The 24680-nt window shown below is 68.3% G+C and carries 23 protein-coding genes; 20 read left to right on the top strand and 3 right to left on the bottom strand.

Going from position 1 to position 24680, the window contains the following annotated elements; all coding sequences use genetic code 11:
• The first annotated feature begins 92 nt into the window (after window positions 1-92).
• On the top strand, window positions 93-1265 hold the full coding sequence (locus AL072_RS30615) for a zinc-dependent alcohol dehydrogenase (protein ID WP_045584746.1): 1173 nt from the start codon (window positions 93-95) through the stop codon (window positions 1263-1265).
• 10 nt (window positions 1266-1275) lie between these two features.
• Complete coding sequence (locus AL072_RS30610; RefSeq protein ID WP_045584745.1) at window positions 1276-1821, top strand: hypothetical protein; 546 nt, start codon at window positions 1276-1278, stop codon at window positions 1819-1821.
• A 90-nt stretch (window positions 1822-1911) separates the two neighbouring features.
• On the opposite strand, the gene AL072_RS30605 is transcribed toward AL072_RS30610, so the two are convergent.
• Entirely contained in the window at window positions 1912-3222 is a 1311-nt protein-coding gene (locus AL072_RS30605; protein WP_045584744.1) for an MFS transporter, read from the bottom strand.
• Window positions 3223-3467: 245 nt separating this feature from the next.
• On the opposite strand from AL072_RS30605, the gene cyoA reads away from it, so the two are divergent.
• The 18 genes from cyoA (at window position 3468) to AL072_RS30515 (ending at window position 22915) form a co-directional block, all read left to right on the top strand.
• Window positions 3468-4616, top strand: a complete 1149-nt coding sequence (cyoA, locus tag AL072_RS30600) for a ubiquinol oxidase subunit II (protein WP_045584743.1) — start codon at window positions 3468-3470, stop codon at window positions 4614-4616.
• A 14-nt stretch (window positions 4617-4630) separates the two neighbouring features.
• A complete protein-coding gene (gene cyoB / locus AL072_RS30595) occupies window positions 4631-6628 on the top strand; it encodes a cytochrome o ubiquinol oxidase subunit I (RefSeq protein WP_045584742.1) in 1998 nt (665 codons plus the stop codon).
• 4 nt (window positions 6629-6632) lie between these two features.
• Entirely contained in the window at window positions 6633-7292 is a 660-nt protein-coding gene (cyoC, locus tag AL072_RS30590) for a cytochrome o ubiquinol oxidase subunit III (RefSeq protein WP_425388622.1), read from the top strand.
• On the top strand, window positions 7289-7711 hold the full coding sequence (cyoD, locus tag AL072_RS30585; protein WP_045584741.1) for a cytochrome o ubiquinol oxidase subunit IV: 423 nt from the start codon (window positions 7289-7291) through the stop codon (window positions 7709-7711). Before cyoC ends, cyoD begins: the two co-directional genes overlap by 4 nt.
• Entirely contained in the window at window positions 7708-8505 is a 798-nt protein-coding gene (locus tag AL072_RS30580) for an SURF1 family cytochrome oxidase biogenesis protein (protein WP_082109238.1), read from the top strand. Before cyoD ends, AL072_RS30580 begins: the two co-directional genes overlap by 4 nt.
• Window positions 8506-8592: 87 nt before the next feature.
• A complete protein-coding gene (locus AL072_RS30575) occupies window positions 8593-9870 on the top strand; it encodes an ATP-binding protein (protein ID WP_245637062.1) in 1278 nt (425 codons plus the stop codon).
• On the top strand, window positions 9857-10423 hold the full coding sequence (locus AL072_RS30570) for a response regulator transcription factor (protein WP_045584739.1): 567 nt from the start codon (window positions 9857-9859) through the stop codon (window positions 10421-10423). Before AL072_RS30575 ends, AL072_RS30570 begins: the two co-directional genes overlap by 14 nt.
• A 156-nt stretch (window positions 10424-10579) precedes the next feature.
• A complete protein-coding gene (locus tag AL072_RS30565; RefSeq protein ID WP_245637061.1) occupies window positions 10580-11593 on the top strand; it encodes a potassium channel family protein in 1014 nt (337 codons plus the stop codon).
• Between the two features lie 135 nt (window positions 11594-11728).
• Window positions 11729-11914, top strand: a complete 186-nt coding sequence (locus AL072_RS30560; protein WP_045584737.1) for a hypothetical protein — start codon at window positions 11729-11731, stop codon at window positions 11912-11914.
• Between the two features lie 21 nt (window positions 11915-11935).
• Window positions 11936-12913: a tripartite tricarboxylate transporter substrate binding protein gene (locus tag AL072_RS30555; RefSeq protein WP_052710369.1), complete on the top strand. Its 978-nt coding sequence runs from the start codon at window positions 11936-11938 to the stop codon at window positions 12911-12913.
• Window positions 12914-12964: 51 nt separating this feature from the next.
• On the top strand, window positions 12965-13954 hold the full coding sequence (locus tag AL072_RS30550) for a Bug family tripartite tricarboxylate transporter substrate binding protein (protein WP_045585211.1): 990 nt from the start codon (window positions 12965-12967) through the stop codon (window positions 13952-13954).
• Window positions 13955-14055: 101 nt separating this feature from the next.
• Complete coding sequence (locus AL072_RS30545; protein ID WP_045585210.1) at window positions 14056-14538, top strand: tripartite tricarboxylate transporter TctB family protein; 483 nt, start codon at window positions 14056-14058, stop codon at window positions 14536-14538.
• A gap of 27 nt (window positions 14539-14565) precedes the next feature.
• Window positions 14566-16059 carry a tripartite tricarboxylate transporter permease gene (locus tag AL072_RS30540; protein WP_045585209.1) on the top strand — a complete coding sequence of 498 codons (1494 nt, stop codon included), beginning with the start codon at window positions 14566-14568 and terminating at the stop codon, window positions 16057-16059.
• Between the two features lie 69 nt (window positions 16060-16128).
• Complete coding sequence (locus AL072_RS30535; protein ID WP_045585208.1) at window positions 16129-16827, top strand: TerC family protein; 699 nt, start codon at window positions 16129-16131, stop codon at window positions 16825-16827.
• A 26-nt stretch (window positions 16828-16853) separates the two neighbouring features.
• Complete coding sequence (locus AL072_RS30530; protein ID WP_045585207.1) at window positions 16854-17687, top strand: universal stress protein; 834 nt, start codon at window positions 16854-16856, stop codon at window positions 17685-17687.
• Window positions 17688-17721: 34 nt separating this feature from the next.
• Window positions 17722-18396: a response regulator transcription factor gene (locus AL072_RS30525; protein WP_045585206.1), complete on the top strand. Its 675-nt coding sequence runs from the start codon at window positions 17722-17724 to the stop codon at window positions 18394-18396.
• The gene (locus tag AL072_RS30520) at window positions 18368-20944 is read left to right on the top strand and encodes a sensor histidine kinase (protein ID WP_045585205.1); all 2577 of its coding nucleotides are present in this window, start codon (window positions 18368-18370) and stop codon (window positions 20942-20944) included. The genes AL072_RS30525 and AL072_RS30520 overlap by 29 nt, the downstream gene beginning before the upstream one ends.
• 276 nt (window positions 20945-21220) lie before the next feature.
• Window positions 21221-22915: a methyl-accepting chemotaxis protein gene (locus AL072_RS30515; protein WP_045585204.1), complete on the top strand. Its 1695-nt coding sequence runs from the start codon at window positions 21221-21223 to the stop codon at window positions 22913-22915.
• A 92-nt stretch (window positions 22916-23007) separates the two neighbouring features.
• Here AL072_RS30515 and AL072_RS30510 read toward each other — a convergent pair whose 3' ends face one another.
• Both AL072_RS30510 and AL072_RS30505 read right to left on the bottom strand, forming a co-directional pair.
• Complete coding sequence (locus AL072_RS30510) at window positions 23008-23322, bottom strand: AtuA-related protein (RefSeq protein WP_045585203.1); 315 nt, start codon at window positions 23320-23322, stop codon at window positions 23008-23010.
• A gap of 1 nt (window position 23323) precedes the next feature.
• The gene (locus tag AL072_RS30505) at window positions 23324-24667 is read right to left on the bottom strand and encodes an acyclic terpene utilization AtuA family protein (RefSeq protein ID WP_045585202.1); all 1344 of its coding nucleotides are present in this window, start codon (window positions 24665-24667) and stop codon (window positions 23324-23326) included.
• Window positions 24668-24680: the final 13 nt, after the last annotated feature.

Here is a 24680-nt window from a genome sequence, read left to right as displayed (position 1 = left end):
CCCGGTGCCGGGCGCGACCGGCGGCGGAACGCTCCGCCCGCAGGTCCTGTTGCTGTGCATGAAACTCACGCCGCCATCATCGGGGAACCGCCATGAGAGCATTGGTCTGGCACGGTGCCAACGACATCCGCTGCGACACGGTTCCGGATCCGGAGATCGAGCATCCACGCGACGCCATCGTCAGGGTGTCGACCTGCGCCATCTGCGGCTCGGACCTCCACCTGCACGACAATGTCATGCCGGGCATGGAGAAGGGCGACATCGTCGGCCATGAATTCATGGGCGAGGTGATGGAGGTCGGCGCCGAGGCCAAAAGTGCGCTGAAGGTCGGCGAACGGGTGGTGGTGCCCTTCACCATCTTCTGCGGCGAATGCGACCAGTGCAGGCGGGGCAACTATTCGGTCTGCGAACGCTCCAACCGCAACAAGGCGTTGGCCGACAAGCTGTTCGGCCACACCACCGCCGGGCTGTTCGGCTACACCCACCTGACCGGCGGCTATGCCGGCGGCCAGGCCGAATATGTGCGGGTGCCCTTCGCCGACCGCACCCACATCAAGATCCCCGAAGGGCTGACCGACGAACAGGTGCTGTTCCTGGGCGACATCTTCCCCACCGGCTGGCAGGCGGCGGCACAGTGCGACATCCAGCCGACCGACACCGTGGCGATCTGGGGCTGCGGCCCGGTCGGGCAGATGACGATCCGCAGCGCCGTGCTCCTGGGCGCCAAGCAGGTCATCGCCATCGACCGCGTGCCGGAACGCCTGGCCATGGCCAAGGCCGGCGGCGCCATCACCATCGATTTCGAAGAGGAAAGCGTCGTCGAGCGTCTGAACGAGCTGACCGGCGGCAAGGGCCCCGAGAAATGCATCGACGCGGTGGGCATGGAGGCGCACGCCACCGCCACCATCGACAGCATGATGGACCGTGCCAAGCAGGCACTGATGCTGGAATCCGACCGGGCGCATGTGCTGCGCGAGATGATGTATGTCTGCCGCCCGGCCGGCACGCTGTCGATCCCCGGCGTCTATGGCGGGTTGGTCGACAAGATCCCCTTCGGCATGGCGATGAACAAAGGCCTGACCTTCCGCATGGGCCAGACCCATGTGAAGCGCTGGACCGACGACTTGCTGAACCGCATCCAGGAGGGACAGATCGACCCGTCCTTCGTCATCACCCACACCGTACCGCTCGACCAGGGCCCCGAGATGTACAAGACCTTCCGCGACAAGCGGGACGGCTGCATCAAGGTGGTCCTCAAGCCCTGAAGGTGACGCCATGGCCTATTACGACCGATCATCCCCCGCCGATACCCTCGCCCGCGGCCTGGGCTGGTTCAGCATCGGCCTCGGCGTCGCCGAACTGATGGCCGGCCGCAGCATCGCCCGCTGGATGGGAATGGAGGACAAGACCACCCTGATCCGCGCCTACGGCGTGCGTGAGATCGTCACCGGTGTCGGCCTGCTGGCGCTCGGCGATCCCAAACCCTGGATCTGGAGCCGCATCGCCGGCGACGCTGCCGACATGGCGACGCTGGCCGCCGGAATGGCCTCTGGATCGAAAGACAACCCGCGTGCCGACAATGCCCGAATCGCCTTCGGCGCGGTGGTGGCGACGACGGCGCTGGATCTGGTCTGCGCCCAGGCTCTGCACCGGGAAGAGGCCCGGTACCGCAGCCTGCCGGTGCCGGACTACAGCGGTCGCAGCGGCTTTCCCCGTCCGGTTTCCGCCATGCGCGGCGCCGCCGGCGACGCTCCGATCGCCGAGGACATGCGGACGCCCGCGATCCTCCGCTTTCAACCCGCCGGGCAGACGCCCGGCTGAGTCGGCGGCCCGACGGCGGCCGGCCCGCCGGGGGCGCTCAGTCTGCCCAGCCGCCACGCGGGACGCGGCTGCCGGACAAGCTGGCCGATGTCAGGACGACAGCGTCTTGTTGACCCGCAGGGCGACCAGCGTGCAGACCGCTCCCGACAGCAGATAGAGGCCCGACGCGATCAGCCCGAACTGGCTGGACAGGAACAGCGCCACGAAGGGCGCGAAGCCGGCCCCGAACAGCCAGGCCAGATCGGACGTCATCGCCGACCCGGTATAGCGGTACTGCTGGCTGAAGCCGGACGCCACCGATCCCGACGACTGGCCGAAGGACAGGCCCAGGATCACGAAGCCCAGCACCATGAAGACCAACTCGCCCACCTTGCCGCCGTCGAGCAGCAGCGGGGCGAAGCCGCTGAACACCGCGATGGCGGCGGCGCAGCCGCCCAGCAGCGTCCGCCGCCCGACCCGGTCGGCGATGAAGCCGGAGGCGACGATGGCGAGCGTGCCGAACACGGCGGCGATCACCTCGATCAGCAGGAAGACCCCGGTCTCCTCCCGCGCGAACAGGAAAATCCAGGACAGCGGGAACACGGTGACCATGTGGAACAGGGCAAAGCTCGCCAGCGGCGCGAAGGCACCGATCACCACCCGCCGGCCTTCCATCTGCAGCGTCTCGACCACCGGGGCGGGCTGCAGTTCGCGGTTCTGGAACAGTCGCTCGAATTCCGGAGTCTGCACCAGCCGCAGGCGGGCGAACAGCGCCACCACATTGATGGCGAAGGCCACGAAGAAGGGATAGCGCCAGCCCCAGGCGAAGAAATCCTCCGCCGACAGGCTGTTGACGAAATAGGCGAACAAGCCGCTCGCCACGATCAGACCGATGGGCGCACCCAGCTGCGGGATCATGGCATACCAGCCGCGCCGCTTCTCCGGCGCGTTCATCGCCAGGAGCGAGGCCAGCCCGTCCCAGGTCCCGCCGAGCGCCACGCCCTGCCCAATCCGCGACAGAGCCAGCAGCCAGGCCGATGCGACGCCGATGGCCTCGTAGCTTGGCAGGAAGGCCAGCGAGACGGTCGACCCACCCAAGAGGAACAGGGCGATGGTCAGCTTGGCGCTGCGCCCGTAATTGCGGTCGATGGCCATGAAGATGAAGGTGCCGATCGGCCGCGCGACGAAGGCCAGCGCGAAGATGGCGAAGGACCAGAGCGTCCCGGTCAGCGGATCGACATAGGGGAACACCAGCTTCGGAAAGACGATCACGGAAGCAATGGCGTAAACAAAGAAATCGAAGAACTCGGACGTTCGGCCGATGATCACGCCGATGGCGATCTCGCCGGGATTGATCCCGTGATGCCGCGCGTTCACCAGCCTCGCATCCCGTTCGACCGCCGCAATCGATGAAGTCATCATGTCGGCTCCGGCTGCGTTAGATCGGATCGCGTAAAATCGGAATCGATTTGAAGCGTGAATCCGATCGTCAAACAAAGAGATAGAGTTTCGCTTGCGATGATCCGCAGATCATACAATATGTCACCTTAACCTTCGGTGATCTGTCAAGCGCGCAGGCGGGCGCATTGGACAAATTGTCCAATGTCGCAGCTAGGGCATTGTCGCTAGCTGTCTCCCCAAAGCAAACCTTTGATACAGGTCCTGCCTTGAGCCGTTATCGCGCAATCGCCCTGCTGCCACTGATGGCAGCGTTGAGTGGCTGCAACCTGGTCGTGCTGAACCCGTCCGGCGACGTTGCAAGCCAGCAGGGTGACCTCGTGGTCATCTCCACCCTGCTGATGCTCCTGATCATCGTCCCGGTCATGGCGCTAACCGTGCTGTTCGCCTGGCGTTACCGTCAGTCGAATAGCACGGCCCGCTACGAACCGGACTGGGACCATTCGACGCAGCTCGAACTGGTGATCTGGGCCGCCCCGCTGCTGATCATCATCTGCCTGGGTGCCATCACCTGGGTCACCACCCACAAGCTCGACCCCTACCGTCCGCTCGACCGCATCGCGGCCGGCAAGCCCGTCCCGGCCGGCACCAAGCCGCTGGACGTGCAGGTGGTGGCGCTCGACTGGAAGTGGCTGTTTGTCTATCCGGAATACGGCATCGCCTCGGTGAACGAGATGGCTGCCCCGGTCGACCGGCCGATCCGCTTCAGCATCACCGCCTCGACGGTGATGAACTCCTTCTACGTTCCGGCGCTGGCGGGCATGATCTACGCCATGCCGGGCATGGAGACGAAGCTTCACGCCGTCATCAACGAGCCGGGGACCTTCAAGGGTTTCTCGTCCAACTACAGCGGCGCCGGCTTCTCGCACATGCGCTTCGCCTTCCTCGGCCTGTCCGACGGCGACTTCGACGGCTGGGTGTCCAAGGTGAGGTCGGCGGGCGGCTCGCTCGACCGCAACGGCTACCTCGCGCTGGAAAAGCCGAGCGAGAACGTGCCGGTCCAGCATTTCGGCGCCGTCGATCCCAAGCTGTTCCAGGCCGTCGTCAACATGTGCGTGCGTCCCGGCACCATGTGCATGAGCGACATGGCCGCCATCGACCGTGCGGGCGGCCTGAACGCCGGCGGCATGGCCGCCGCCAACGGCGTGCTGCGGGCCAACACGCTGGCCGGCTTCCCTGACGCCGGCCAGACCGGCCTCTGCACCGTCGCCGAGGTGGTCGAAGCGGCCGCCGCCGGCACGGCTGCGTCCGTCGCGGGCGCCACCAACGCGGGCGCCGTGCAGCGCCCCAACGTCACGCCGACCAGCGCGTCCGCCACCGGGTTCCCGGCCGGGCCGCAGCGGCTGGCCAATCCCTGATCGGGCACACCGGCATGCTTGAGACACTGACGACCTTCCTCTTCGGGCGCCTCAGCCTGGAGTCCTTCCCCTACCACGAGCCCATCCTCGTCGCGACCTTCTGCGCGGTCGTGCTCGGCGGCATCGCGCTGGTCGCGGCCCTCAGCTACTTCAAGCTGTGGGGCTACCTGTGGCACGAGTGGTTCACCACCGTCGACCACAAGCGCATCGGCATCATGTACATGGTGCTGGGCCTGATCATGCTGCTGCGCGGCTTCGCCGACGCCATCATGATGCGCGCCCAGCAGGCCATCGCCTTCAACGGCAGCGAGGGCTACCTCAATTCCCACCATTACGATCAGGTCTTCACCGCCCACGGTGTGATCATGATCTTCTTCGTCGCGATGCCCTTCGTGACGGGTCTGATGAACTATGTCGTGCCGCTGCAGATCGGCGCACGCGACGTGTCCTTCCCGTTCCTGAACAATTTCAGCTTCTGGATGACCGTCGGCGGCGCCGTGCTGATCATGACCTCGCTGTTCGTCGGCGAGTTCGCCCGCACCGGCTGGCTGGCCTATCCGCCGCTGTCGGGGCTGGAGGCCAGCCCGGACGTCGGCGTCGATTATTACATCTGGGCCCTGCAGGTGGCGGGCGTCGGCACGACGCTGTCGGGCATCAACCTGATCTGCACGATCATCAAGATGCGCGCGCCCGGCATGACCATGATGAAGATGCCAGTCTTCACCTGGACCTCGCTCTGCACCAACGTCCTGATCGTCGCCTCCTTCCCGATCCTGACCGCGGTGCTGGTGCTGCTGTCGCTCGACCGCTATGCCGGCACCCACTTCTTCACGAACGACATGGGCGGCAACCCCATGATGTACGTGAACCTGATCTGGATCTGGGGCCATCCGGAAGTCTACATCCTGATCCTGCCCTGCTTCGGCATCTTCTCGGAAGTGACCTCCACCTTCACCGGCAAGAAGCTGTTCGGCTATACCTCGATGGTCTATGCGACCGTCGTCATCACCATCCTGTCCTACCTGGTGTGGCTGCACCACTTCTTCACCATGGGGTCGGGCGCCAGCGTGAACTCCTTCTTCGGCATCACGACGATGATCATCTCGATCCCGACGGGTGCGAAGATCTTCAACTGGCTGTTCACCATGTACCGCGGCCGCATCCGGTTCGAGCTGCCGATGATGTGGACCATCGCCTTCATGCTGACCTTCGTGCTCGGCGGCATGACCGGCGTGCTGCTGGCGGTGCCGCCGGCCGACTTCGTGCTGCACAACAGCCTGTTCCTGATCGCCCACTTCCACAACGTCATCATCGGCGGCGTGCTGTTCGGCCTGTTCGCCGGCATCTACTACTGGTGGCCGAAGGCCTTCGGCTTCCGCCTCGACCCGTTCTGGGGCAAGCTGTCCTTCTGGTTCTGGGTGATCGGCTTCTATTTCGCCTTCGTGCCGCTCTATGTCCTGGGCCTGATGGGCGTCACCCGCCGCCTGCGCGTGTTCGACGACCCGTCGCTGCAGATCTGGTTCCAGATCGCCGCCTTCGGCGCCTTCCTGATCGCGCTCGGCATCGGGTCCTTCCTGATCCAGATCGCCGTCAGCATCCTGAAGCGCAAGCAGCTGGTCGACGTCTCCGGCGACCCGTGGGACGGCCGCACCCTGGAATGGGCGACCTCCTCGCCGCCGCCGGACTACAACTTCGCCTTCACCCCCATGATCCACGACAACGACGCGTGGTGGGACATGAAGAAGCGCGGCTACGCCCGTCCGCTCGACGGCTTCCGCCCGATCCACATGCCCAGCAACACCGGGACCGGCATCATCCTGGCCGGGATCAGCGTGGCGCTCGGCTTCGCCATGGTCTGGCACATCTGGTGGCTCGCCGCGGTGAGCTTCATCGCCCTGCTGGTGGTCGCCATCGGCCATACCTTCAACTACAACCGCGACTTCCACATTCCGGTGGAGGAGGTCGTGGCGACCGAGAACGAGCGGACCCGTCTGCTCTCCGGACAGGTGTAACGCCATGACGACGACCGTTGATGCCATGCATGGCGGCCACGCGGGGCACGATGCCCCGCGCGACGCCACCCCTCCCGTCTTCTACGTCAGGGACGAGCACGCCCACGAGGCCGCCAGCACCGCGCTGGGCTTCTGGATCTACCTGATGAGCGACTGCCTCATCTTCGCGGTCCTGTTCGCCACCTACGGGGTCCTTGGCACCAGCTATGCAGCCGGTCCCACGCCCAAGGAGCTGTTCGACCTGCCGCTGGTGGCGTTGAACACCTCGATGCTGCTGCTCTCCTCCATCACCTACGGCTTCGCCATGCTGGCGATGGAGAAGGGCCGGACCGGACAGACACAGGCGTGGCTCGCCATCACGCTGCTGTTCGGCCTCTGCTTCCTCGGGATCGAGCTGTACGAGTTCGCCCACCTGATCCACCAGGGGGCCGGCCCCGGCCGCAGCGCCTTCCTGTCGGCCTTCTTCACCTTGGTCGGCACCCACGGGCTGCACGTCACCTTCGGCAGCGTGTGGCTGGTGACGCTGATGGTGCAGGTCTCCCGCCGCGGCCTGATCCCGGCGAACCGCCGGCGCCTGATGTGCCTCAGCATGTTCTGGCACTTCCTGGACGTCATCTGGATCGGTGTCTTCACCTACGTCTATCTGATGGGAATGCTGCGATGAGCACCCACGCGCACAGCGATCATCATGCCCATCAGGGCCACGGTCATGGCCATGACGGCCACGGGCATGACGACCACGGCCACCCCGCGGGCGCCCACGGCACCTTCGGCAGCTACATGATCGGTTTCGTCCTTTCGGTGATCCTGACGGTCATCCCGTTCTGGCTGGTCATGACCGGCACGCTGGACACCATGACCACCACGGTCATCATCCTGGCGCTCGCCGTGGTCCAGATCCTGGTCCACATGGTGTATTTCCTCCACATGAACGGCCGCGTCGAAGGCGGCTGGTCGATGCTGGCGATGATCTTCACCCTGATCGTCGTCGTCATCATGTTCGCGGGCTCGCTGTGGGTCATGTACCACCTGAACCACAACATGATGCCGGGCATGACCCCGGACATGAGCAAGCTGCCGTGACATCCGCCGGCCGCAAGAGCCAGCAACCCGCAGCGCCGCCCGCACCTCCCGCGGGCGGCGCGCCGAAGGGGGCCCGCCCGGTCTGGGCGCTGGCCCTCTTCGGCCTTCTGGCGCTGGCCGGCATCGCCGGCCTGACCGCGCTCGGCGTCTGGCAGCTCGAACGCCGCGCCTGGAAGCTCGACCTGATCGATCGGGTGGAGGCCCGCATCCACGCCGCCCCGGTGCCTGCACCCGGGCCGGAGGAATGGCCCGCCGTCTCCACCTCTTCGGACGAATACCGGCGGGTGACCGCCACCGGACGCTTCCTCCACGACCGCGAGGCGCTGGTGCAGGCGGTCAGCGATCTCGGCGGCGGTTTCTGGGTGCTGACCCCGCTCGTCACCGACCGCGGCTTCACCGTCCTGGTCAACCGCGGCTTCGTCCCCCCCGAGAAGCGCGATCCAGCCCGCCGTGCCGCCGGGCAGCCGCAGGGCGACGTGACCGTCACCGGCCTCCTCCGCCTGACCGAGCCGAAGGGCGGTTTCCTGCGCTCCAACGACCCGGCCGCCGGGCGCTGGTATTCGCGCGACGTCGCCGCCATCGCCGCCGCCAACGGCCTGGAACGGGCCGCCCCCTATTTCATCGACGCCGATTCGGCCCGCAACCCCGGCGGCTTTCCCGTTGGCGGCCTGACGGTGGTCAGCTTCCCCAACAGCCATCTCGGCTACGCGCTGACCTGGTTCGCGCTGGATTTGATGCTGATCGCCGCCGTCCTGTTCGTCGTCCGCAGCGAGATGAAGCGCCGGCGTACCTGAAGCCGGCGCCTAAACCTCCCCACCCGCCGGTAACAGTCTATATAAGTCGGTGGACTGATGACCCGGGCGAGGAACAGGACGTCTTTCGTGCTCGACACCACCGACCGCAAAAACCTGTTCCTGCTCGTGCAACTGCGTTGGCTCGCCGTCGTCGGACAGATCGTGACGATCCTGATCGTCCACCTGCAGATGGGCATCCGGCTGCCGCTGATGCCGATGGCCGCGGTGATCCTGGTGCTGGTCGCCCTGAACCTCGCCAGCCTGATCCAGATCCGCCGCAGTTCCACCGTCTCCAACACCCAGCTGTTCCTGGAGCTGCTGATCGACGTCTGGGCGCTGACCCTGCAGCTCTATCTCAGCGGCGGCGCGTCCAACCCCTTCATCTCGCTCTACCTGCTTCAGGTGGCGCTGGGGGCCGTGCTGCTGGAGGCATGGTCGGCCTGGGCGCTGGTGCTGGTGGCGACCGCCGGCTTCACCTGGCTGACCGGCACCTACCGCCCGCTTCCGCTGCCCCCCGCCCACGAAGGCGAGCTGTTCAACCTGCACATCCAGGGCATGTTCATCTGCTTCGTCCTGGCGGCGAGCCTGCTGGTCCCCTTCCTCACCCAGATCAACCGCAATCTGCGCGCCCGCGACGCCTATCTGGCCGAGCTGCGCCAGCGCTCGATGGAGGAGGCGCACATCGTCCGCATGGGCCTGCTGGCATCGGGCGCCGCGCACGAGCTGGGCACGCCGCTCGCCACCCTGTCGGTGATCCTCAACGACTGGCGCCGCATGCCCGCGCTGATGTCCGACCCCGATTTGTCGGAGGAGGTGGCGGAGATGCAGAGCCAGATCGACCGCTGCAAGGCCATCGTGTCGGGCATCCTGATGTCGTCCGGCGAGGCGCGTGGCGAGGGCACGGTGCGCACCACGGTGAAGGGCTTCCTCGACGGGCTGGTGGACGACTGGAAATCCGCCCGCTCGCCGGCCCGCTTCGACTACGACAACACCGTCGGCCCCCAGGAGCGGATGATCGCCGACCTCGCGCTGAAGCAGGTGCTGTTCAACGTGCTGGACAACGCGCTGGAGGCGTCGCCCGGCTGGGTCGGCGTCGCGGCGCTGCGCCAGGGCGATAATCTGGTGGTGGCGGTCAACGACGTCGGCCCCGGCTTCGATCCCGCCATCCTGGAGGAGCTGGGCAAGCCCTACCGCTCGACCAAGAGGCGGCCGGGCAGCGGGCTCGGCCTGTTCCTGGTGGTCAATGTGCTGCGCAAACTGGGCGGCACCGTCTCGGCCAGGAACCGCGCCGGCGGCGGCGCCACCGTGACGCTGACCCTGCCGCTGTCCGCCCTGTCCCCCGGAGGCTCCGATGGAGACGACTGAGCTGGAGACGACTGAGTCGGAGGGAGGCGTCCGCACCCTGCTGATCGTCGAGGACGACGCGTCCTTCGCCCGGGCGCTGCGGCGGTCCTTCGAACGCCGCGGCTACGCGGTCCACGGCTGCGCCGGGCTGGAAGAGATGCGCGAGCTTCTGCTGACAGTCGACCCCGATTATGCCGTGGTCGACCTGAAGCTAGCCACCGGCTCCGGCCTGGAATGCGTGAAGGAATTGCACGACGCCGACGAGGAGATGCGCATCGTCGTGCTGACCGGCTTCGCCAGCATCGCCACCGCGGTCGAGGCGATCAAGCTGGGCGCATGCCACTATCTGGCCAAGCCCTCGAACACCGACGACATCGAGGCGGCCTTCGACCGCACCGAAGGCGACCCCTCCATCGCCCCGTCCGCCCGCACCACCTCGCTGAAGAACCTGGAGTGGGAACGCATCCACGAAACGCTGGTGGAGACCAACTTCAACATCTCCGAGACCGCGCGCCGGCTGGGGATGCACCGGCGCACCCTGGCGCGCAAACTGGAGAAGAAGCGGGTTCCCTGACGTAAGGCCGTCCTTTTTTCCACCGCGTCGCAAATCCGACTCATGCCGCTCCGCGTTCAGATGGTCGGTGCTCGCGGGGGAGCCCGAAGGGACGGATGGTCGATGCGCAAACCGGCGGAGCCGCATATCCGGGACAGGCGTCGGACGAAGCCCTCCTTGCGCAAGGGGCGGCTGCTCCATGTCCGCTCCGGCCTGTCGGCGGAAAAGACCCTGTTCGTCCGCGTCGCGATCGTCGCCGTCCTGCTCATGCTGGTCGTCGCGGTGTTCTGGTTCGACCGCGACGGGCTGAAGGACCAGATCGACGGCACCGTCACTTTCCCCGACATCCTCTATTTCGCCATGATCACGGTGACCACCGTCGGCTATGGCGACATCGTTCCGGTCAGCCACACCGCCCGGCTGATCGACGCCTTCGCGGTCACGCCGATCCGCATCTTCATCTGGTTCATCTTCCTTGGCACCGCCTACGAACTCGTCGTGCAACGGATCGTGGAGGATTTCCGATTGAGCCGGATTCAGAAGCAGCTGAACGGGCACATCGTGCTGTGCGGCTTCGGCCACAGCGGTTTCATCGCCGCGCAGGAAACCCTCGCCAAGGGCCATCCCGGCGACCGAATCGTCGTCATCGACGAGTCCGAGGACCGCATGCACCTGGCCGCCGAAGCCGGCCTCATCGGCCTGCTGGGCGACGCCACCAGCGAGGAGACGCTGGTCAAGGCCTGCGTCGGACAGGCGAAGGCGGTGATCGTCAGCACCGGGCGCGACGACACCACGATCCTGGTGGTCCTGACCGTGCGCCACCTGTCCACCGCCGCCAAGATCGTCGCCAGCATCAAGCAGGAGGAGAACATCAAGCTCGCCAATCTCAGCGGTGCCAATCTCGTGGTGTCGCCACCCAAGATCGGCGGCTATCTGATGGCCGACGCGGTGGAGACACGCCACGCGACCCCCTTCCTGTGCGACCTGATGTCGGCCGGCGGGCGGATGGTGCTGAGCGAACGCCGGGCGGAACCCGGCGAGATCGGCCGGACCATGGCGGAGGTGCCCGCCGGCATCGTCGTGCAGGTCCACAGCCACGGCCGCGACATCGCCTTCACCGAACGCGACCGCTACGTCATCCAGCCGAACGACCTGCTGCTGATCATCTGCCAGCCGCCGCCCGCAAGGTAACGCCCGCGCCCTCCCCTGACGGCTGGTTGCCGGCGCCGCGGATATTTCGCGTACTCACCCAACGGCTGACAGGTTCATGACAGCTTCGTTTGGTAAACAATCGTCAGAACGAACCATAGTCCCGGGAGAAACGTCATGGCGGACACCCCCGCTGCAAAGCCGGCGGCGGAAGAGCCGGAACCCGCCTTCCAACCCACCCTCCGCCCCGCCTTCCATGGCGCCGCGCACGGGGCGGGAGCCGGCGGCTCGATCCTGCTCTCGGATCTGCCGCCCGCCTGCCCGGCGATAAAGCCGGTCAGCGACAAATCCGGCCAACGATAAATCCAGACGGGAGGGATCCTCATGATAATCGCCATTCCGGCCAGGGGCGCGCTCGCCGCGGCCATGCTGTTCGCCGCCGCGGCCTTCACCACCCAGGCTTCGGCCCAGACCGAGCTCAAATCCGTTGAGATCATCGCGCCGGCCAATGCCGGCGGCGGCTACGACCAGCATGCCCGCGCGATGCAGCAGGTGCTGCAGAACCACAAGCTCGCGGCCGGCGTCCAGGTGGTCAACATCCCCGGCGCCGGCGGCACCATCGGGCTCAGCCAGTTCGTCACCGCCAAGAAGCGCAACCCCGGCATGATGATCAGCGGCCTCGGCATGATCGGCGCGATCCTGATCAACAAGTCGCCGGTGACGCTCGACCAGGTGACGCCGCTGGGCCGCCTGACCGGGGAATACCAGCCCATCGTCGTCGCCGCGGATTCGCCGCTGAAGACGCTCGACGACCTGATCGCCAAGTTCAAGGCCGATCCCGGCTCGGTGTCCTGGGGCGGCTTCGCCGTCGGCAGCCCCGACCACATCCTCTACGGCCTGATCGTCAAGGCGGTCGGCGGCGACGTCGGCAAGATGAACTACATCGCCGCCGGGGCCGGCGGCGAGATGATGGCGTCGATCCTGGGCGGGCACATCACCGTCGCCACCGGCGGCTACAACGAGATGGCCTCGCAGCTCCAGGCCGGCAAGCTGCGGGCGCTCGCCATCTCGGCGCCGCAGCGCGTCCCCGGCATCGACATCCCGACCTTCAAGGAGCAGGGCGTCGACGTCGAGCTGGTGAACTGGCGGGCCGTGATGGCGCCGGGAACCCTGAAGGCGGAGGAACTGAAGGCGATGGACGAGGCCGTCGGCGCCATGGTCCGCACCGACGAGTGGAAGCAGATCGCCAAGGAGCGCGGCTGGATCGACCTCTATCTGCCGTCCGACCGCTTCACCGCCTTCCTGAAGGAGGAGCGCACCCGGATCGGCGGCGTCCTGACCGAGCTCGGCCTCGTCAAGTAACGGCATCAAGTCACGCGTGTTTCCACGAAAAACACCACCAGGAGGATTCGCATGGGCTCCCGTCATTCCCGCCTCTCCAAGGGTCTCTTCAAGGGCCTCTTCACCGCCGCGGCGCTGGCCGCCGCCGCCCTCACCGCCACCCCGTCGCTGGCCGAGTTGAAGGGGCTGGAGATCATCGCCCCGGCCAGCCCCGGCGGCGGCTGGGACCAGCATGCCCGCACCCTCCAGCAGGTGCTGCAGAACCAGAAGTTGGCCTCCGGCATCCAGGTCGCCAACATTCCCGGCGCCGGCGGCACCATCGGGCTGGCGCAGTTCGTCACCGCCAAGAAGCGCTCGCCGGCCATCCTGGTCGGCGGCCAGATCATGCTGGGCGCCATCGTCATGAACAAGTCGGCGGTGACGCTGGACCAGGTGGCGCCGCTGGCCCGGCTGACCGGCGAATACACCGCCATCGTCGTTCCGGCGGACTCGCCCATCAAGTCCTTCGCCGACCTGCTGCAGAAGTTCAAGGCCGATCCCGGCTCGGTGTCCTGGGGCGGCGGGTCGGCCGGCGGCAGCGACCAGATCCTCGCCGGGCTGATCGCCAAGACGGTCGGCGTCGATCCGGCCAAGGTCAACTATGTCGCCACCGCCGGCGGCGGCGAACTGCTGGCTTCCGCCCTCGGCGGGCATGTGACGCTCGGCATGGGCGGTTACAACGAGTTCGCGCCGCAGTTCCAGGCCGGCAAGCTGCGCGCCATCGCCGTCTCGGCACCGCAGCGTCTGGCCGGCAGCGACACCCCGACGCTGAAGGAACAGGGCGTCGACCTGGAGTTCGTCAACTGGCGCGGCGTCTTCGCCCAGACCGGCGCCAAGCCGGCCGAGATGAAGGAGCTTCAGGAGGCGGTGGCCAAGGCGGTCGCCAGCCCGGAATGGCAGGACATCCTGAAGCAGCGTGGCTGGATCGACCAGTACCAGCCGGCCGACCAGTTCGCCGCCTTCCTGAAGGAGGAGCGCGCCCGCATCGAAGGCACGTTGAAGGACATCGGTCTGACCAAGTAGGGGGCCCGACCAAACAAAGGCCTGACAGACAAGGCCGCCGAAGCGGGCGCGGGGAATTGGGCCCGGCGCCCGCCGGCCATACGAGAAACCGGGAGGAACGGATGACCACTGCCCGCAGCCTGCGGATCGGCGAAGCCTTGCTCGGCGGCGGCCTGTCCGCCCTCGGCGCGCTGATCGCGATCGAAACCATGCTGACCCCGTCCGCCGGCCGCAGCGTCGTCGGCCCCGCCCTCTTCCCCTACCTGATCTCGGGCGGGCTGGTGCTGATCGGCCTGTCGCTGCTGCGCGAGGCCTTCGCCGGCCACATCGCCCATGAAACCGGGCTGGAGTTGGACCTGCGGGCGGTGGCGCTCGTCGCCGCCGGGCTGGCCGCCCAGTTCCTGCTGATCGAATTCCTCGGCTGGATACCGTCCGCCGCCCTGCTGTTCGTTGCGGTGGCGCGGGCCTTCGGCAGCCGGCGCTACCTGCCGAACGCCGCGCTCGGGCTGCTGCTCGCCGGCGGCACCTTCGTCGTCTTCAATTACGGCCTCGACCTCAACCTGCCCATCGGCAGCGTCGGCGAGTGGTTCGCGCCGGCCGAATAAGCGTCGCCCCGGGAAGGAAACAAAACCATGGACACCCTCGCCGCGCTCGGCCACGGCTTCCTCGTGGCGCTGACGCCGTACAATCTCCTGTGGTCGGCCATCGGCGTCACCGTGGGCACGGCGGTCGGCGTCCTGCCCGGCATCGGCCCGGCGCTCACCGTCGCGCTGCTGCTGCCGGTCACCTACCATCTGGAGCCGACCTCCGCCTTCATCATGTTCGCCGGCATCTATTACGGCGCCATGTATGGCGGCTCGACCACTTCGATCCTGCTGAACGCGCCGGGCGAATCCGGCAGCATCGTCACCGCCATCGACGGCCACGCCATGGCCCGCCAGGGCCGCGGCGCCCAGGCGCTGGCCACCGCCGCCATCGGCTCCTTCGTCGCCGGCACCATCGCCACCGCGGCGCTGACCTTCGTCGCGCCGCTGATGGTGAAGATGGCGCTGCTGTTCGGACCGGCCGAATATTTCGCGCTGATGGTGCTGGCGCTGACCACCGTCACCGCGGTGCTGGGCAATTCGCTGGCGCGCGGCCTGGGCAGCCTGTTCTTCGGGCTGGCGCTGGGGCTGGTCGGCATCGACATGCAGACCGGGCAGGCCCGCCTCGCCTTCGGCGTGCCGGAACTGCTGGACGGCATCGACACCGTGGTCGTCGCGGTCGGCCTGTTCGCGGTCGGCGAGACGCTCTACGTCGCCTCGCGCTACCGCTTCGAGACCGAGGAGATCTTCGCGCTGAAGGGCTCCAAATGGATGAGCCGGGAGGACTGGTCGCGCTCGTGGAAGCCGTGGCTGCGCGGCACCCTGCTGGGCTTCCCCATCGGCGCCCTGCCGGCCGGCGGCAGCGAGATCCCGACCTTCCTCTCCTATCTGGTCGAAAAGCGCCTCGCCAAGAAGCCGGAGGAGTTCGGCCACGGCGCCATCGAGGCGGTCGCCGGGCCGGAGGCCGCCAACAACGCGTCCGCCGCCGGGGTGTTGGCGCCGTTGCTGTCGCTCGGCCTGCCGACCTCGGCCACCGCGGCGATCATGCTGGCCGCCTTCCAGCAATACGGCCTGCAACCCGGTCCGACGCTGTTCGACAGCAACCCGGAACTGGTCTGGGGCATGATCGCCAGCCTCTATATCGGCAACGTCCTGCTGCTGCTGCTGAACCTGCCGCTGGTGGGCATGTGGGTGAAGCTGCTGCTGATCCCGCGGCCGTGGCTCTATGCCGGCATCCTGGTGTTCTCGACGCTCGGCGCCTACACGCTGAACAACAACGTGGTCGATCTGGTCATCCTGTGGGTGATCGGGTTGGTCGGCTTCGGCATGCGGGTGCTGAACGTGCCGGTGGCGCCCTGCGTCGTCGGGCTGATCCTGGGGCCGCTGGCCGAACAGCAGTTCCGCCGGGCGCTCGCCATCAGCCAGGGCGACCCCACGGTGTTCGTCACCCATCCGATCTCGGCGGCGCTGCTCGCCATCGCCGTCCTGCTGGTGGTCGGCCCGCTGCTGATGCGCCGCCGCAGCCGCGCCGCGGCGACCTGACCGGCCCCGCGCTCCACAGCCTGCATTCCGGCCCGTATTCTGGCCCGCAATCTATAAGGATCCCGGTTCATGGACTCCCTCGATCTCTGGCCCCAGCTCGTCGCGCTGGGGCAGGTCGTCGCGATCGATCTGGTGCTGGCCGGCGACAACGCCATCGTCGTCGGCATGGCCGCCGCCGCGGTGCCGCTGGCCCAGCGCCGCAAGGTCATCTTCTGGGGCATCGCCGCCGCCATCGGGCTGCGCATCTTCTTCGCCCTGATCACCGCCCAGCTGCTCGCCATCATCGGGCTGACGCTGGCCGGCGGCGTGCTGCTGCTGTGGGTGTGCTGGAAGATGTTCCGCGAGCTGCGCTCCCACGGCACCGACGAGGTCGCCCCCGACGAGGCGATGGACGCCCCGGACATCTCCCCGGGTGGCGGCCCGGGCGGCGGCGTTTCCGGTGCCGCCATGGGCACCGCGGCGGCAGCGGCGGCCGGCGGCGCCACGGTCGGGGCCGCCATCTGGCAGATCGTCGTGGCCGACGTGTCGATGTCGCTCGACAATGTGCTGGCGGTGGCAGGAGCGGCCAAGGACCATCCGACCATCCTGGTCATCGGCCTGATCCTGTCGGTGGTGCTGATGGGTGCGGCGGCCAACATGATCGCGCATCTGCTGCACAAGCACCGCTGGATCGGCTGGGTCGGCCTGCTGATCATCACCTACGTCGCCATCGACATGATCTGGCGCGGCAGCCGGGAGGTGCTTCGCCACACCGCCTGGATTCTGTAACCGGCCCCCCGCAGGGAGAACATGCCATGAAGAAGGTTCTCGTCCCCCTCACCGGCCGTCCGCTGGACCGCCGCGCCGTCGCCGCCGCCTTCCTGGTCGCCGAACGCTTCGGCGCCCGGCTGGAGGGGCTGAGTGTCATGCCCCAGGTCGAAATCCGCACCTCCATCGAAAGCGCCGCCATCCCCAAGGCGCTGGTGGACCAGTTGATGCGCATCGGGCAGGCCGAGCAGGCCGAGGTCGTCGACGCCGCCCACCGCCTGTTCGACGAGTTCGGCAGCCAGCACGGCGGCAGCGTCGCCGCCAGCTGGCAGCAGGCGACCGGCCCGCTGGCGGAGACGGTGGCGGAGGAGGCCCGTCTGGCCGACGTCACCGTGATCGCCCAGGCGTCCGACGGCACCAACGCCATGGGCCCGGTGATCGAGGCGGCGCTGTTCGGCTCCGGCCGGCCGCTGTTGCTGGCGCCGCGGGCGGAGCCCTCGACGCTGGGCGGCTCGGTCGCGGTCGCCTGGGACGGCGGCGCGGCGGCGGCCCGCGCGGTCGCCGCGGCGATCCCCTTCCTGCACCGGGCCGAAAAGGTGGTGGTGCTGTCCACCGACACGCCGCAGGACTGTCGCTCGGCCGACCCGGACCGCCTGACCGGCTATCTCGCCCTGCACGGCATCGCCGCGACCGTCCAGGGCATCGCCGTTTCCGGCCAGGGGATCGGCCGGGCATTGCTGGAGACCGCCGAGACCCTCGGCTGCGACCTGCTGGTGATGGGCGGCTACGGCCACAGCCGGGTCCGCGAACGGGTCTGGGGCGGGGTGACGCTCGACATCCTGCGGGAACCGCCTACCCTGCCGATCCTAATGGCCCATTGAGGCGTCGGACAGGTCCAGACCGGAGGGGCAGCCCATGCGCATTCTCGTCGTCGAGGACACCGAGGATCTGGCCGACGCCATCGTCCACCGCCTGCGCAAGCTGGGCTACGCGGTGGACTGGGTGGCCGACGGCCACGAGGCGGAGGAGCTGCTGCGCCGGGAACCCTACCAGCTCGTCCTGCTCGACATCATGCTGCCGGGCATCGACGGGCAGGCGCTGCTTGGCCAACTGCGCCGGCGCCGCAACGCCACCCCGGTGCTGATGATGACCGCCCGCTCGCAGGTCGACGTGAAGATCGACCTGCTCGACCTCGGCGCCGACGACTTCATCGTCAAGCCCTTCGACCTGCGCGAGCTGGAGGCACGCTGCCGGGCGCTGCTGCGCCGCTCCCAGGGCATGGCGTCGTCGCGCACGCAGTTCGGCAACATACTGTTCGACGCCGCGGCCAAGACGGTGCAGGTGGACGGCCGGCCGGTCGAGCTGGGCGGGCGCGAATTCCGCCTGCTGGAACTCTTCCTCGGCGGGCTCGGCAGCGTGATGTCGAAGGAGGATCTGATGGACCGCCTGTTCAGCCTGGACCAGCCCACCGCGCTGAACGCCATCGAGTTGTACGTGTCGCGGCTGCGGCGCAAGATGCAGGGATCGTCCATGGAGATCCGCACGGTTCGGGGGCTGGGATATGTGGCGGAAATCCGCATCGGCGACTGACGGCACCTATTCGCTGCGCCGCCGCCTGTTCGTCCGGCTGCTCGGCGTCCTGGCGGTGCTGACCGGCGGGCTGTTCCTGTTCGTCGACGCCTATGCCAGGCGGGCCGCCGACGCCGCCTTCGACCGGCTGCTGGCAGCGTCGGCCCTGTCCATCGCCGACGCGGTGCGGGTGCAGGATGGCCGTTTCCTGGTCGACCTGCCCTATTCCTCGCTCAGCATCCTGGCCCAGGGCGGGGCACAGGATGGGGTGGAGGACGGGCCGCAGGGCGGACGCGACCGCCTTTTCTACCGCATCGCCGCGCCCGACGGTTCGCCCATCACCGGTTACGACGACCTGCCGGTGACCGCCAGGCCCGGCGCCAGCGTGCGCCCGCGCTTCGCCGACGCCACCTACCGCGACGCCCGAGTGCGAATCGCCACCCTCGACCGCTTCGTCGCGCATCCGGGCCTCGCCGGCTGGGTGACCATCGCCGTCGCCCAGACGCGGGAGGAGCGGCAGGCCCTGGCCCGCGACATCCTCGCCAACGCCTTCCTGCCCATCGTCTTCGCCCTGCTCGCCGTGGCCGGGCTGGTGTGGTTCGGCATCCGGCAGGCGCTGGCCCCGCTCGGCACGCTGGAACGCGCGCTGCGCGACCGGCACGCCCGCGACCTCTCCCCCATCGCCATGCCACCGCCGCAGGAGGTGTCGCAGCTCGTCCACGCCATCAACCAGCTGATGGAACGGCTGAAATCCAACCTGGACACCATGCAGACCTTCCTGGCCGACGCCGCGCACCAGATCCGCACGCCACTCGCCAGCCTGCGCCTCCAGGCCGAGCTGGCGGCGGACGAGGACGACCCCGCCGCCCTGCGCCGGATCGCCCAGCGCGTCCACCGCAACGCCGTGGAGGCGAGCCACCTCACCAGCCAGCTTCTCAACCACGCCATGGTGATGCACCGCAGCGAAGCGTTGAAGCCGGCGGACGTCGATGTCGGCGCCCTGCTGGAGCAGGTGATCCAGCGGGCGCGTCCGGTCGCCGGGGAAACCGCGATCCGGCTGGAGATCGAGCCCGAGGCCGAACCGGGCCTTGTCCCCGGCGACGCCATCAGCCTGCGCGAGGCGCTGACCAACCTCGTCGACAATGCGGTGAAATATGCCGGTGCCGAAGCCGCCATCGAGGTGTCGCTGGCCCGCCGCCCCGGCGACCGCGGGCTGCGCATCGAAGTGGCCGACCGCGGCCCCGGCATCCCCGACGCGGAGAAGGCCACCGTGCTGACCCGCTTCGGGCGCGGCAGCTCGGCGGCCGGCATCGCCGGCAGCGGGCTGGGGCTGGCCATCGTCCATTCGGTGGCGGAGGCGCATGGCGCCGCCCTGTCGCTGCTCGACCGTCCCGGCGGCGGGCTGGTCGCGCGGATCGATCTCCCCGCTCCGGCCCCCGTTTCCACCGGCGCTGCGCCCGGCACGTCCGCCGGCCGGGCGGCCTTGCTGGCGGCGACCTTGGCCTTCATCGCCACCCTCTGTCCGCCCACCCAGGCCATGGCGCAAGCGGCGGCGAAGACGGCGGCCCAGACCACCCTCACCTATCCCGCCCCCGGCACGGCGCGCGAGCGGCTGCGCATCCATGCGGCGACCGACCGTCAGGCGATGGAACCGCTGGTCCTCGACTTCCAGCGCGTCAACCCGGACGTCACAGTCGAGTATGTCGACGTCGGCACCTCCGAGCTGTACGCCCGCGCGGTCAGGGATGCCGACACCGACAAGCCGGACCTGCTGATCAGCTCCGCCGCCGACCTCCAGGTCAAGCTGGTGAATGACGGGCACACCCAGCCCCATGTCCCCGCCGACACCCATTTCCTGCCGGGCTGGGCCAACTGGCGGAACGAGGCCTTCGGCTTCACCTTCGAGCCGGCGGTGATCGCCTACGACCGCAACCGCCTCCCCGACGACCGGGTGCCGCGCACCCGCGACGCGCTGATCCGGCTGCTGCGCGAGGACCGCGCCCATTACGGCCGGCTGGTCGCCACCTACGACGTGGCCGGCAGCGGCATCGGCTACCTGCTGGCCTCCCACGACGCGCTGCTGTTCAGCCAGTACTGGCAGCTGGTGGGGCTGATGGGCAACGCCCAGGTGCGGACGGCCTGCTGCACCGCCGACCTCCTCGACATGGTGGAGCGGGGCGAGGCGCTGATCGCCTACAATGTCCTCGGCTCCTACGCACGGGCACGGGTGGCGGCGGGAGCGCCCATCGGCATCGTGATGCCGGAGGACTACACGCTCGTCATCTCGCGCGTCGCGGTAATTCCGAAATCGGCCCCCCGCCCCGGCCTGGCCGGCCGCTTCATCGATTACCTGCTGTCCACCCGCGGCCAGGAGGTGGTCGCCGGCCGCTCCGCCCTCTACGCCCTCTCCTCCACCGTGACCCGCGAGGCTTCGGCCTCCGGCCTGCGTTCCAGCACCGTTGCACCGCTCCATCCCATCGCGCTCAGCGCGGCGCTGCTGGTCTTCCTCGACCCGCTGAAGCACCGGCATTTCCTGAAACTGTGGCAATCAGCGACCCAACTGCCCTGAGGCCGCCTGCTCCGCCGAAGCCGACGACAGGGTGTTTTCCAGGCGCGAAATATCCTGACGCAAAGAAAGTTTTAAAGCATCGCGGCTAACGTGGCGGCGACTCCCAGTATGTGCGCCGTCCGGCCGCCCGGGCATCCCGTCCGGCTCCAGCCCTTCGGCGCGGCAATTTTCCCGCGATGACTTCCTGTTCAGACTCCATCCGACAAGGGCCCGCCGAGAGCCGGGAAGCCGTCGCCGCACGACCGAAAAAACCGTCAGCTCAGGAAAGACCGTGGCATGAGGCTGCTTGAAAATCTGACGATCCGCGTGAAGCTGATCGCCCTCGTTTCCGTTTCCGTGTTGGCGTCGCTGATCGTCATCGCCGTCAGCAGCACAGTCTCCCACCAGCGCATGGTGGACGACCGCATCGACACCATCCGCTCCGTGGTGGAAATGGCCGTCGGCCTGGCGAAGGGATTGAACGCCGAGGTCGAGTCCAAGGCCATCGGCCGGGACGAGGCGCTGACGCGCTTCCGCAACGCCGTGCATGCGATGTCATACCACAAGGGCGCCGACTATCTGTTCGCCTACGACATGAAGGGCGTCGCCGTCGCCAACCCGTCCAACCACAAGGCGGTCGGCACCGACCGCACCCAGCTCCAGGACAAGGCCGGGAAATACTTCGTCCGCGAGATCGTCGACACGATGCGGACGCAGGAGGACGCCATCGTCCGCTATGTCTGGCCCAAGCTCGGCTCCGACATTCCGCTGCTGAAGACCAACTATGTGCAGCGTTACCAGCCGCTCGGCCTGATCGTCGGTTCCGGCGTCTACACCGACGACATCGATGCCGCCTATCGCGAATTCCTGATCAGGATCGGCGGCATCACCGCGGCGCTGATCTGCGGCCTGATGCTGATCGCCTTCCTGATCAACCGCGACATCGTCGGCTCGCTGCACCGCCTGCGCGACAAGATGACCTCGCTCGCCGCCGGCGACCTCGCCGTCACCTTCCCGGAAGCCGCCCGGCGCAACGAGATCGGCGGCATGGCCCAGGCGCTGCAGGTCTTCAAGGAGAACGCCGTTGCCAAGGCGGAGCTGGAGTCCCGGCAGACCGAACTGGCGCACCGAACCGAGGCTGAGAAGCGTCAGGCCACCGCCCGGCTCGCCGACCAGTTCGAGCAGTCGGTCGGCAACCTGATCCACGACGTCGCCAAGGAGGCGGAGGGGATCGAGCTGCGCGCCCAAGGCATGACCCGCGCCGCCGACCAGACCGGCAAGCTGGCCGGCGCCGCCGCCTCGGCGACCGAACAGACCTCCGCCAACGTCCAGACCGTGGCATCCGCCACCGAGGAGCTGTCCAGCTCCATCGGCGAGATCAGCCGTCAGGTCGGCCAGTCCTCGCAGATCGCCCGCGAGGCGGTGGAGAGCGCCGAACGCGCCAACAGCAAGGTGGAGGGGCTGGCCGGCGCGGTGGAGCGCATCGGCGCGGTGGTCGAGCTGATCAACTCCATCGCCAGCCAGACCAACCTGCTGGCGCTGAACGCCACCATCGAGGCCGCCCGCGCCGGGGAGGCCGGCAAGGGCTTCGCCGTGGTGGCGAGCGAGGTCAAGGCGCTGGCCAACCAGACCGCCAAGGCGACCGAGGACATCGCCGCCCAGGTCTCCAACATCCAGAGCGAGACCGCGCAGGCCGTCCAGGAAATCCAGGGCGTCGCCCGCGTCATCGGCCGGGTCAACGACGTCGCCACCTCCATCGCCTCGGCGGTCGAGCAGCAGGGGGCCGCGACCCGCGAGATCAGCCGCAACATCCAGCAGGCCGCCCAGGGCAGCCACGAGGTGTCGACCAGCATCGGCGGCGTGAACACCGCCGCCGGACAGAGCGGCAAAGTCGCCTACGAAGTGCTGGAATGCATCCGCGAGCTCTCGGTCCGCACCGAGGGTCTGCGCGGCGAGGTCCACCGCTTCCTGACCCAGGTGCGCGCCGGCTGACGGCGCGAACGGAAAGGCCCGCCGATCGGAGGAAGCATGTCCCCCGATCGGCGGGCCACCGCGACACCGAAAGCCAATCGCTCGGACGCCGGTCAGGCCGCCCGGCCCGGGATGTCGAGATCGAGCAGGGCCGAGGCCAAACACTTGCCGTGGGCGTCGAGCGCCAGCGACCGGGTGACGCCGCCGCCCAGCGCCTTTTGCATCACGAAGTTCAGCGCGCCGATGCTGGGGACGGTGTAGCGCACCACCTCGCCATGCACGACCTCGGCGAACAGCGCCTTCACGCGCTCCGGCGTGACCGCGGCCTCGATCAGCGGATAGTCGGCCTCGTCGAAGACGATGACCGAGATGTTGGAGATGTCGCCCTTGTCGCCGGTGCGGGAATGGGCGATGTCACGGAGTTTCATGTCAGGCCTCCACATGGTCGACGGCAGGTTTCGCCAGGGCACGGGGCAGCAGGGCCGACAGCATGGCCACCACCTCCTTCGCCGACTTGGTGGCGCCGCCGCCGCTGGCCGGGCCGTTGGTGTAGAGCGTCTCCACCTCGTTGCCGATGCGCACCGCCTCGGCCATGCTGTCGGCGCGCCCCACCACGCGGACGCGGACCTCGTAGGGCTCCTGTTCCCCGGCGGTCGAAAGCGCGTCACCATGGATGGAATCGATGCCGATCAGGTCGAAGCGCAGCTCGGTCGCGCGCACGCCGGTCAACTCCAGCCGCTCGCGCACGATCTCCAGCGCCAGCCGCCCGCGGGCGACCGCCCCCGGCCCGGCATAGGAGATCTGCCCCTCGCCGATGTAGCTGTCGAGATAGCCGACCGAGACCTTCAGCGTGTCCGGCCGCTTCCTCCCGCTGGCGCCGGCGACCCGCACACGGTCCGGCCCCTCCTGGGCGAAGGTGACGTGCGAGAAGTCGGCGACCACGTCGGGGGTAACGTAGGCTGACGGGTCGTGGATCTCGTAGAGCAGCTGTTCCTTGCAGGTCGCGGTGGTCACCGCCCCGCCGGAGCCGGCGACCTTGGTGATCACCGCGCTGCCGTCCTCCGCCACCTCGGCGATCGGAAAGCCCAGCCGGGCCAGCCCGGCGACGTCCTTGACGCCGGGATCGGCGAAATAGCCGCCGGTGACCTGTCCGGCGCATTCCAGCAGATGGCCGACCGCGGTGCCCTTGCCCAGCCGGTCCCAGTCCTCCATCGACCAGCCGAACTCGAAGATCTGCGGGGCGAGGAACAGGGCGGGATCGGCGACGCGGCCGGTGATCACCACGTCGGCGCCGGCCCGCAGCGCCTCGACCAGCGGCGCCGCTCCCAGATAGGCGTTGGCGGAGACCAGCCGGTCGGCCAGCTCTGCCACCGGGGCGCCGGTCTCCTCGATGCGGTGGCCGCCGGAGACCAGTGTCTCCAGCACATCGTCGCCCGACACCGCGGCGATCTTCAGCCCCTCCAGCCCGAGCGAGCGCGCGATCTCGCGGATCTTCGCCGCCCCGGCCGCCGGATTGGCCGCCCCCATGTTGGTGACGATGCGGATGCCCCGGCTGTGGCAGGGCTCCAGCACCGCCCGCATGCGCGCTTCCAGCAGCGGGTCGTAGCCTTTGGCCGGATCCTTGCGCTTGGCGCCCTGGGCGATGGCGATGGTGCGCTCGGCCAGGCATTCGAACACGAGATACTGGATATCGCCCTGTTCGGCCAGCTCGACCGCCGGTTCGATGCGGTCGCCCGAATAGCCGGCGCCCGACCCGATACGGATGCTTTTCATGATGTGCTCCTGT

Source organism: Azospirillum thiophilum, assembly GCF_001305595.1.
Lineage (GTDB): Bacteria > Pseudomonadota > Alphaproteobacteria > Azospirillales > Azospirillaceae > Azospirillum > Azospirillum thiophilum.
This window is presented reverse-complemented; position numbering and strand designations above follow the sequence as displayed.

What these genes read in the sequence shown, in the direction of transcription:
- AL072_RS30615 (WP_045584746.1), top strand. Translation starts at nt 93, where the DNA reads ATGAGAGCATTGGTCTGGCACGGTGCCAACGACATCCGCTGCGACACG.
- AL072_RS30610 (WP_045584745.1), top strand. Translation starts at nt 1,276, where the DNA reads ATGGCCTATTACGACCGATCATCCCCCGCCGATACCCTCGCCCGCGGC.
- AL072_RS30605 (WP_045584744.1), bottom strand. Translation starts at nt 3,222, where the DNA reads ATGATGACTTCATCGATTGCGGCGGTCGAACGGGATGCGAGGCTGGTG.
- cyoB (WP_045584742.1), top strand. Translation starts at nt 4,631, where the DNA reads ATGCTTGAGACACTGACGACCTTCCTCTTCGGGCGCCTCAGCCTGGAG.
- cyoC (WP_425388622.1), top strand. Translation starts at nt 6,633, where the DNA reads ATGACGACGACCGTTGATGCCATGCATGGCGGCCACGCGGGGCACGAT.
- cyoD (WP_045584741.1), top strand. Translation starts at nt 7,289, where the DNA reads ATGAGCACCCACGCGCACAGCGATCATCATGCCCATCAGGGCCACGGT.
- AL072_RS30570 (WP_045584739.1), top strand. Translation starts at nt 9,857, where the DNA reads ATGGAGACGACTGAGCTGGAGACGACTGAGTCGGAGGGAGGCGTCCGC.
- AL072_RS30560 (WP_045584737.1), top strand. Translation starts at nt 11,729, where the DNA reads ATGGCGGACACCCCCGCTGCAAAGCCGGCGGCGGAAGAGCCGGAACCC.
- AL072_RS30555 (WP_052710369.1), top strand. Translation starts at nt 11,936, where the DNA reads ATGATAATCGCCATTCCGGCCAGGGGCGCGCTCGCCGCGGCCATGCTG.
- AL072_RS30550 (WP_045585211.1), top strand. Translation starts at nt 12,965, where the DNA reads ATGGGCTCCCGTCATTCCCGCCTCTCCAAGGGTCTCTTCAAGGGCCTC.
- AL072_RS30545 (WP_045585210.1), top strand. Translation starts at nt 14,056, where the DNA reads ATGACCACTGCCCGCAGCCTGCGGATCGGCGAAGCCTTGCTCGGCGGC.
- AL072_RS30540 (WP_045585209.1), top strand. Translation starts at nt 14,566, where the DNA reads ATGGACACCCTCGCCGCGCTCGGCCACGGCTTCCTCGTGGCGCTGACG.
- AL072_RS30535 (WP_045585208.1), top strand. Translation starts at nt 16,129, where the DNA reads ATGGACTCCCTCGATCTCTGGCCCCAGCTCGTCGCGCTGGGGCAGGTC.
- AL072_RS30530 (WP_045585207.1), top strand. Translation starts at nt 16,854, where the DNA reads ATGAAGAAGGTTCTCGTCCCCCTCACCGGCCGTCCGCTGGACCGCCGC.
- AL072_RS30525 (WP_045585206.1), top strand. Translation starts at nt 17,722, where the DNA reads ATGCGCATTCTCGTCGTCGAGGACACCGAGGATCTGGCCGACGCCATC.
- AL072_RS30520 (WP_045585205.1), top strand. Translation starts at nt 18,368, where the DNA reads ATGTGGCGGAAATCCGCATCGGCGACTGACGGCACCTATTCGCTGCGC.
- AL072_RS30515 (WP_045585204.1), top strand. Translation starts at nt 21,221, where the DNA reads ATGAGGCTGCTTGAAAATCTGACGATCCGCGTGAAGCTGATCGCCCTC.
- AL072_RS30510 (WP_045585203.1), bottom strand. Translation starts at nt 23,322, where the DNA reads ATGAAACTCCGTGACATCGCCCATTCCCGCACCGGCGACAAGGGCGAC.
- AL072_RS30505 (WP_045585202.1), bottom strand. Translation starts at nt 24,667, where the DNA reads ATGAAAAGCATCCGTATCGGGTCGGGCGCCGGCTATTCGGGCGACCGC.